Genomic DNA, 7,458 nt, shown 5'->3' on the forward strand with positions numbered 1-7,458 from the left:
CCTTTTCACGTTTTCAGACCCTGAGTTATTCTTCAAATCCTAATTTTTTTGCATAAGCCAAGACAGCTTTTTCAAAGCAATCCATTGGTGGTGTCACTGTCCCAGCCCCAATTTGTCCCCGTCCAGCTTGTTTGTTGGCGATCCCTGTATTGATCACCGGTAAGATCCCTGTTTCCACGACTTTCCGAGCATCGATCCCTAAACAGATCCCTTTGAAGTCCCATGTAGGAACGGGAAAATTCGGATTGGTATCAATGGAGATCTCTAACATCTCATTGCTGGTTTTCAACGCATCGTGAAATCCGCCGGAACCAACGAAGCGTGTCACAGCTGGGGCAGCAATCATCGCCATTCCCCCAACACCAAAGGTTTCCGTAATGGCACTGTCGCCCATATCTGGAGAGGCATCTTCTTCACTGAATCCTGAGAAATACAACCCTTTTGGTGTATTGACAGGACCGGTAAACCACTCGTCCCCCATACCAGAAATACGGATACCGAATTCATGCCCGTTGCGACACATTGCTGTCACAACCGTTCCTTCTTCAATCGTCCGGGCGCCATCAAGCACCGCTTTTGAAGAAGCCATCATGATATTCAAGAAAAACTGATCCGTGTCTGCTAGAAACTGAATGACTTCTGGTTTTTCTTTTTCAAATCCTTCAAGGGTAACGATCGCTGGTGCTACTTCTTTTAAGAACGCCAACGAAGCAGCGATATTCCGTTGATGGAACTCATCCCCCATGGCGATTGCTTTTGCGACTAAGACATTGATGTTCAAGCCATCGGGTTTTGTTTGTAGTGCAGCACTTAAAACTGGTGCTAACGTATTTTTCATCCAATGCAAGCGATCAATGACTTCTTGAGAATAGGCGCCAAAACGTAAAACTGCCCCAATCCCTTCGTTCATCGTACAGTACGCTCGGTTGCCGTCTGTTTTGTTTTCCACCACGAGAACCGGCATATTGGCAGAGGTGATGCCCCCCATTGGGCCAACCGCTTGCACGTGGTGACAAGGAATCAGTTGAACTTCCCCAGATGCTAATAAATGACGTACCTCTTCTTCCGTTTCGCCCCAGCCTTCAAAAAGTCCCGCTCCAACACAAGCGCCTTGAATCGGATCGATCATCTGGTCGTAGCGGATCGGTGGTCCTGCGTGCAATAGGACTTTTCCTTCACCTAATTCTGGAATGACACTGACTGCTGGAACGACATCCAACAAAAAAGGCGAACCGGCAACGATCTTGGCAATAACGGCTTGGTTTGCTTCTTCAATAGTTTCGTACACGATAACTTCCTCCTACTCTGATAGTGACACTTGTGCTAAGAAACGTAAGGCTTTTTGTAACGTTACGTTCCCACCAGCAATTGGCTGCCAGTCATATTGAACGACTTGACCGTGATGCGTCTGGATCGCTTCTGCAAAGCTACGCAATCCTACATTGATGAACGCGTCATTCGACAACAATTCGCGGCTCTTTTCAGATGGCTCTGGCAACCCATCGGCAGTTGTCACTGCTTTTGGCAACAGCTTACGACTAATTGGGGAAAAGGGATGGCCGAGCATTGCTAAAGCTTTTTTGACTGCTTGGGCATTGCTTTGACACAAAATCACGCCAGCTGCGGTTAAAATCTCTGCTTGCTCGTTGCTATCTTGGGGGTCTAAATCAGTTCCAACGATCGTAGCGATCACCGCTAACTCCCGACCAGCTGCTTGTGCTTCTTCCTTCAATGATTTGATGGTCGGTGCCAATTCACTCGCCATATCTTGATGAGAGCCGTACCCTAAAACGATATCTAACAAAATCACTGCCGTTTCAGGATCTTCCCCCGCTTGTTTCAACAGTTCGATCCGCTTTGTTGGGTCGATCATCGGATGGGGCTTGCCTTGAGTATAAATGTCATCACCTAAATCGATGATCTCATGGCCAGCTGCTTTTAAGATGTACCCTTCCTGATGGGTATCTTCTTGTTCCAGATTTAATCCTGCTTTAACAAGCATCGCTGCTTCGTACGCCAATGTTCCGCCAGAATAGTAAGCTTTGATTTTTTGTTGTTCAGGTCCAAAAGTGGCAGCTGCTGTTTCCTCTTTCACTGGCTCTAGTCCAATCTGTTCTTGGCGTAGCAGCTGCACGGCTAATTGAGCCGCTTCTTCCAGCGTGTAGGCTCGGTAAAGATTTTCTTCGTGGTCCGTTGGCTCTTCCCCAAGAAAAATCGTGACTGCAGGTTTTGTTCCTCTTCTTAAAAGTGCCAACACTTCATCTCGGACACGTGGTGCAGGTGGTTTGGAGATCACCACGATCACCTCCGTATCAGGATCGTGTTCCAAGGCAAGAATGCTATCTTTCATGGTGATCCCACCGACGGCTTCTTTGAGATCTCGTCCACCGGTTCCGATGGCTTGTGTTACACCGGCACCCAATTTATGAATAATAGTGGTGACTTCTTGGATACCAGTACCCGAAGCGCCGACAACACCGATTTTCCCTTTACGGACGGCATTGGTGAAGGCTACTGGTATCCCATTGAGAATCCCTGTGCCACAATCTGGTCCCATTAAAAGAAGTCCTTTTTCATGCGCCAGTTTCTTTAGCCGAACTTCCTCTTCCAATGAAACGTTATCACTGAAACAAAATACATGTTTGCCCGCTGCTAATGCGGTTTCAATTTCTGGTGCTGCCATAGTACCGGGAATCGATAAGACAGCGACCTTCGCATCTTTTCCAAGATCTAAGGCTTTTTCCCAAGTTTTGACGCTTTGGGTTTCCTCTCCTGCGCTATTGCTTTGGTCCGATAAGAAGGCATCGATTTCTGACAGGACTGTTTCGATGATTTCTTCCTCTTCGATGTCTAAAACGAGCACCATATCGTTGGATGTCGCATTGCTCATCTCCTCGGTATAAAGACCACCCGTCTTGAAAATGTCCTTATTGGCAGGTGTGCCCATCATGACCGAAGCGTTGTTGATCCCTTCGATCGTCAGTAGACGATTGGTCAAAAGCATTAAAACAATGGAATCTTGGTAATTGTTTTTTTGAATAATAGTGTGTAACATGGGTCTCCTCACTCTCCTGTTCCTGTCTGTGCAAAGGCATCTGACCCAGAATACTGGTCAAAATGAACCGTGTCGCTAATGAGATAGCGATAAATGTTCTTCTCGATGGGAATGCCTTCTGCCATATATTTTTCATAGGTTAGTTGATTGATCTCGCCTGGATAATAGACTTGCTGGAACTGTTCAGCAGCCGGTATGTCATGCAGTTCGGCAACCATCGTCTCCACCGACTCTTTAAATGTGTCTAAATCTGTAAAGCGTTGCGGATCGATCAGCAAAATAAATTGCCCTAAGTCGCGACCTTTCGTCAGATCGTTGTACATAGAGGAAACATGCTTGCCAAAAGGCAGCCCAAGGAGCATTCCTGATAAGATATCCACCATCATCATCAACCCAAAGCCTTTTGGCCCTGAGATCGGCAGTAAGCCGTGGACATGATGTGGATTCGTCGTTGGCTTGCCATGAGCATCCACGGCCCATGTCGCAGGAATCTCTTTATTTTTGGAGCGAGCGTCTAATATTTTGCCCCACGCTTGGACCGTCGTTGCCATGTCAAAGACCACCGGTGCCCCCTGTTTTCTTGGTGCGGCAAATGCGATTGGATTGGTACCAAAATAATTTTCTTTGCCGCCAAAAGGAACCACCATTGAATCTGATTGGCACATAGATAATGCAATCAAGTCAGCTTCTGCAGCTTTTTTGACATAATAGGATAGCGCCCCACTATGACTCGTTTTCCGTACACCAACCGCCGCGATCCCAGAACGTTTGGCCATCTCAATGGCATGCTTTGTCGCTTCTAATACAACGACCTGCCCTGCGCCATTTTGACCGTGAACGATCCCGCTGCTAGGCCCAGTCTCTTCAAACGTGATCTGTGGAGTGCGATTCATTCCACCTTTAGCGATCCGCTCTGCGTAATAGTCTACCCGTACAGCCCCATGAGAGTGGATCCCGCTGGCATCGGCAAAGACCAAATGCTCTGCAACGATGGCTGCGTGCGCTTCAGACAAACCAGCAGCCGCTAATTTTTTTTGGATCAATTGCTGTAACTCTTGTGACTGTACAATAACCGTCTCTTCCATTTTCTAAACTCCTTTAAATTTCCGGATCGCGGTTGCAATCTTTGGAATAAATATAGGTCAATGGTTCATCACGACCGACACCATAGGCCGCTTGCTGTACATAGGCACTCATGAAAATATAGTCGCCTTTTTCCACTGGGAACCAATCATTGTCTAAGTTATACATCCCTTTACCTGACAGTAAGTACGCCCCGTGTTCTTGGTAGTGGGTCTCAATGTAGCCATGACTTGCCCCTGGTTCAAAGGAAAGGATATGGATATTCATGTCAAAACCCAACTCTTTCGGTAAGAAATCCCAAAGCAGGACGTCTTCCATCCCTTCGTATTGGATCGGTATCAACTCTGAAAGATTCCCCACTACTTTGTAGGCTTGGTGATTTTCTAACGGTTGGTAACGCTTCTTATATAAGAACACTTCTGTCGCTTCTTCTTGGAGATTTTTCATATACAGTTTTTCTCCAGCAGGCAGATAGATATAGCCTCCGTCCGTCAATGTATGGGTTTCTTTACCATCACTCACTTCCAGTTTGCCCGAGATGACATACAAGAAACTCTCGATCTCTGGTCCGCCGAAGCCCAATTGGTTGGCGCCATCTTTTTTGAATGAAATGATGTAATCGACAAAAGACGCCCCTAATTTTGGTGTGCCGAGTATCGAACATTCACAGTTTTCGAATCCTGGAATGACATTATTCACTAACCCGTCATGCGGCAAGATCGCAAAATTATTTTTTCTAATGACTGCACGTGATTGCAGCAATCCATCTAAATAGCCCGTATTATTATTTTTGTATCCCATGTGTGTCCCTGCTTTCTATTCTTTGTATGCTAGCTCGTAAAGGGAAGCTGCTAAAACTTCTACCCCAGCTGTTAAATCTTCGATAGTTGTTGCTTCGGCTGGGTTGTGGCTAATCCCATCAATACTTGGTACAAACAGCATCGCCGTTGGAAAATGTGGTGCAATGATTTGGGAATCATGACCCGCCCCACTATGCATCACTTTGTAGCGTTTGCCGGTTTGCTTCACCGCTTGTTCCACCGTGGCAACGATCGTATCGTCCATCGGCACTGGGCGTTCATCCATCCATAGGTCCATCTCCACTGTCAGGTCGTGCTCTTTGGCGATCGCTTGAATGATCTGTTCTGCTTCAGCAGTAAAGGCATCCAATAGCTGCCCATCAGTATGGCGACAATCCATCGTAAACAACACTTCACCAGGAACCACGTTGACCGTATTCGGCTTTGGCTCAACTTTACCGAATGTCACAACTAATGGATCCCCAAGATCTAAGCCACGGTCGATCACTGCGGCACACATTTTGGCAAAACCATACACAGCATCTTGACGATAGCCCATCGGTGTGGTGCCTGCATGATTGGCTTGTCCTTTTAAGACAAAGGTGTAGCGCTTTTGACCAGCGATACTATTGACGACACCGATCTGCAAGTTTTCTTTTTCTAAAACACTGCCTTGTTCGATATGGATTTCCACGAAGGCTTTGATGTCTGATCGAACCGGTTCTTGTGGGTCGCGAAAGTCAAAGCCTTGGCGTTGCATCTCTGCCACGAAGCTATTGCCTTCAAAATCTGCGATCGCTTCAACATCGGCTTTTTTGGCCTCTCCGACAAAGTTTTTACTTCCCCAAAAAACGGTTGGAAAACGACTGCCTTCTTCTTCTGCCATTGAGATGACTTCCAAGGAGCGTAAAGGTTGCCCATAGGTCTCTTTTAAATACTTGATCGCTAAAGCAGCAGCAACGACCCCGTATTGACCGTCTAATGTGCCCCCGTTGACGACGGTATCGATATGTGACCCTGAAAGAATCGTTTCTTCTGGATACTGGCTGCCTTCCATTCTGCCGAAGAGATTGCCGACTGCATCATAGGACGTCGTTAAGCCAGTTTTTTTTAATTGTTTTTCTACAAATGATTGCGCTTCTTTCCATGAATCGGTATAAAGCAGTCTAGTCATTCCTCCAGTTGGATCATTCCCAATCTGAGATAATGCATCGATCATTGCCGCTACTTCTTTTTTCAACTCCATTGTTCTGCCTCCTTTGATTTATACGGTTATTGTAAGCGTGTTACTGAAGGACATCATTGTTCACTTTCGACAAAACCGTTTCTATTTTTAGTCATAACGCTGTTTTCTAAACCGCTTCCTTCTCCTATACTCTTCCTTATACTATCGAAGAAGAGAAAGGAAGAAAACAATGGTTTATCCTAAAAATGCCTTTGCGCAAACAGAAAAAATCCAATTTGACACCTACGGCATTTTGCCGTTAGAAGTGACGATCCTAAAAGCAGCGCAGCCTCGGATCAGCCTTTTGTATTTTCATGGTGGTGGCTTCCTCTATGGTCAGCGGGAAGACCTTCCGCAGGATTATGTCCACCAATTGCTGGCTGCCGGTGTTAGCCTTTATCTCTTTGATTATCCACTGGCTCCCGAAGTAGCGCTGAACGACATTTACCTTCATACAAAAAAGGCAGTGGAATGGTTTTTGACAGAGGGCTGGCACTTCAGCGGCGTTGGTGCAAATGAGTACATTCTATTCGGTCGCTCCGCCGGCGGTTTTTTAGCGACCTTACTGACCGCACGCACAAAGCATCCGGAGCAAAAAGGCTTGATCCGATTTTACGGATACCAAGAGTTGTTTTATAAAGAATTTTTGCAGCCGGCACGCTTTTACACGCAATTTCCGAAAGTCCCGCCACTCGACGCCGAAGCTATGATCGAAAGCCAACCAATCACCCACGGCACGTTAGAAAAACGATTCCCTTTGTACCTTTCCGCCCGTCAATATGGCAACTGGCAGCGTTATTTAGGCAATCGGGAACAGCTGGCAGCCTTGGCGATTCCTGCTGCCGCTTACAAAGACTTTCCTCCTTGCTTTGTCGTTCATTGCAAAAAAGATCCAGACGTTCCCTTCAGCGCCTCCGAAGCTTTCGCAGCACAAGTCCCCCGTGCCAAAACACTTTGGCTCGATTTAGATCAGCATGACTTTGATCGGACACCAAATGCGATCGCTGATGAGTGCTATCGAGAGATGATTTCATGGCTCCTTTTAACAATAGAGAAAAATTAAGCGCAGATTTGGCCATGCTTCTTTAGTAAACAAAAACAGGCGATCTTCAAAGGAATGTTCCCTCTAAAGATCGCCTGTTTTTTGATTATAGTGAGTTGAAGGTATTCACGACATTCTCAACACTGAAGCCGAATTCCGCTAAGACTTTGTCGCCAGGTGCTGATGCACCGAAGTGATCGATCGCGATCACTTTTCCATGGAAACCGGTGTAACGTTCCCAACCAAATGGGGA

The 7,458-nt window shown here is 46.4% G+C and carries 6 protein-coding genes; 1 reads left to right on the top strand and 5 read right to left on the bottom strand.

All coding sequences use genetic code 11. The features are described from left to right. Nucleotides 1–25: 25 nt before the first annotated feature. The 5 genes from A5882_RS17455 to allC are packed head-to-tail and all read right to left on the bottom strand — an operon-like array spanning nt 26 to nt 6,184. Nucleotides 26–1,288: a DUF1116 domain-containing protein gene (locus A5882_RS17455; protein ID WP_005234461.1), complete on the bottom strand. Its 1,263-nt coding sequence runs from the start codon at nt 1,286–1,288 to the stop codon at nt 26–28. A gap of 12 nt (nt 1,289–1,300) precedes the next feature. Further along, nucleotides 1,301–3,055, bottom strand: coding sequence for an acyl-CoA synthetase FdrA (gene fdrA, locus A5882_RS17460; RefSeq protein WP_008379230.1), 1,755 nt, complete (start codon nt 3,053–3,055; stop codon nt 1,301–1,303). 8 nt (nt 3,056–3,063) lie between these two features. After that, nucleotides 3,064–4,140, bottom strand: coding sequence for an ureidoglycolate dehydrogenase (allD, locus tag A5882_RS17465; RefSeq protein ID WP_005234452.1), 1,077 nt, complete (start codon nt 4,138–4,140; stop codon nt 3,064–3,066). A gap of 13 nt (nt 4,141–4,153) precedes the next feature. Further along, nucleotides 4,154–4,939 (bottom strand): (S)-ureidoglycine aminohydrolase, encoded by a 786-nt coding sequence (gene allE / locus A5882_RS17470; RefSeq protein WP_086373208.1) that lies wholly within the window; start codon nt 4,937–4,939, stop codon nt 4,154–4,156. Between the two features lie 15 nt (nt 4,940–4,954). Next, nucleotides 4,955–6,184: an allantoate deiminase gene (gene allC / locus A5882_RS17475; protein WP_086316448.1), complete on the bottom strand. Its 1,230-nt coding sequence runs from the start codon at nt 6,182–6,184 to the stop codon at nt 4,955–4,957. A gap of 169 nt (nt 6,185–6,353) precedes the next feature. Here allC and A5882_RS17480 point away from each other — a divergent pair, with 169 nt between their 5' ends. Further along, nucleotides 6,354–7,226, top strand: a complete 873-nt coding sequence (locus tag A5882_RS17480; protein ID WP_086316449.1) for an alpha/beta hydrolase — start codon at nt 6,354–6,356, stop codon at nt 7,224–7,226. The last annotated feature ends 232 nt before the right edge of the window (nt 7,227–7,458 follow it).

Source organism: Enterococcus sp. 4E1_DIV0656, from assembly GCF_002140695.1.
GTDB classification, from domain to species: Bacteria; Bacillota; Bacilli; order Lactobacillales; family Enterococcaceae; genus Enterococcus_D; species Enterococcus_D entomosocium.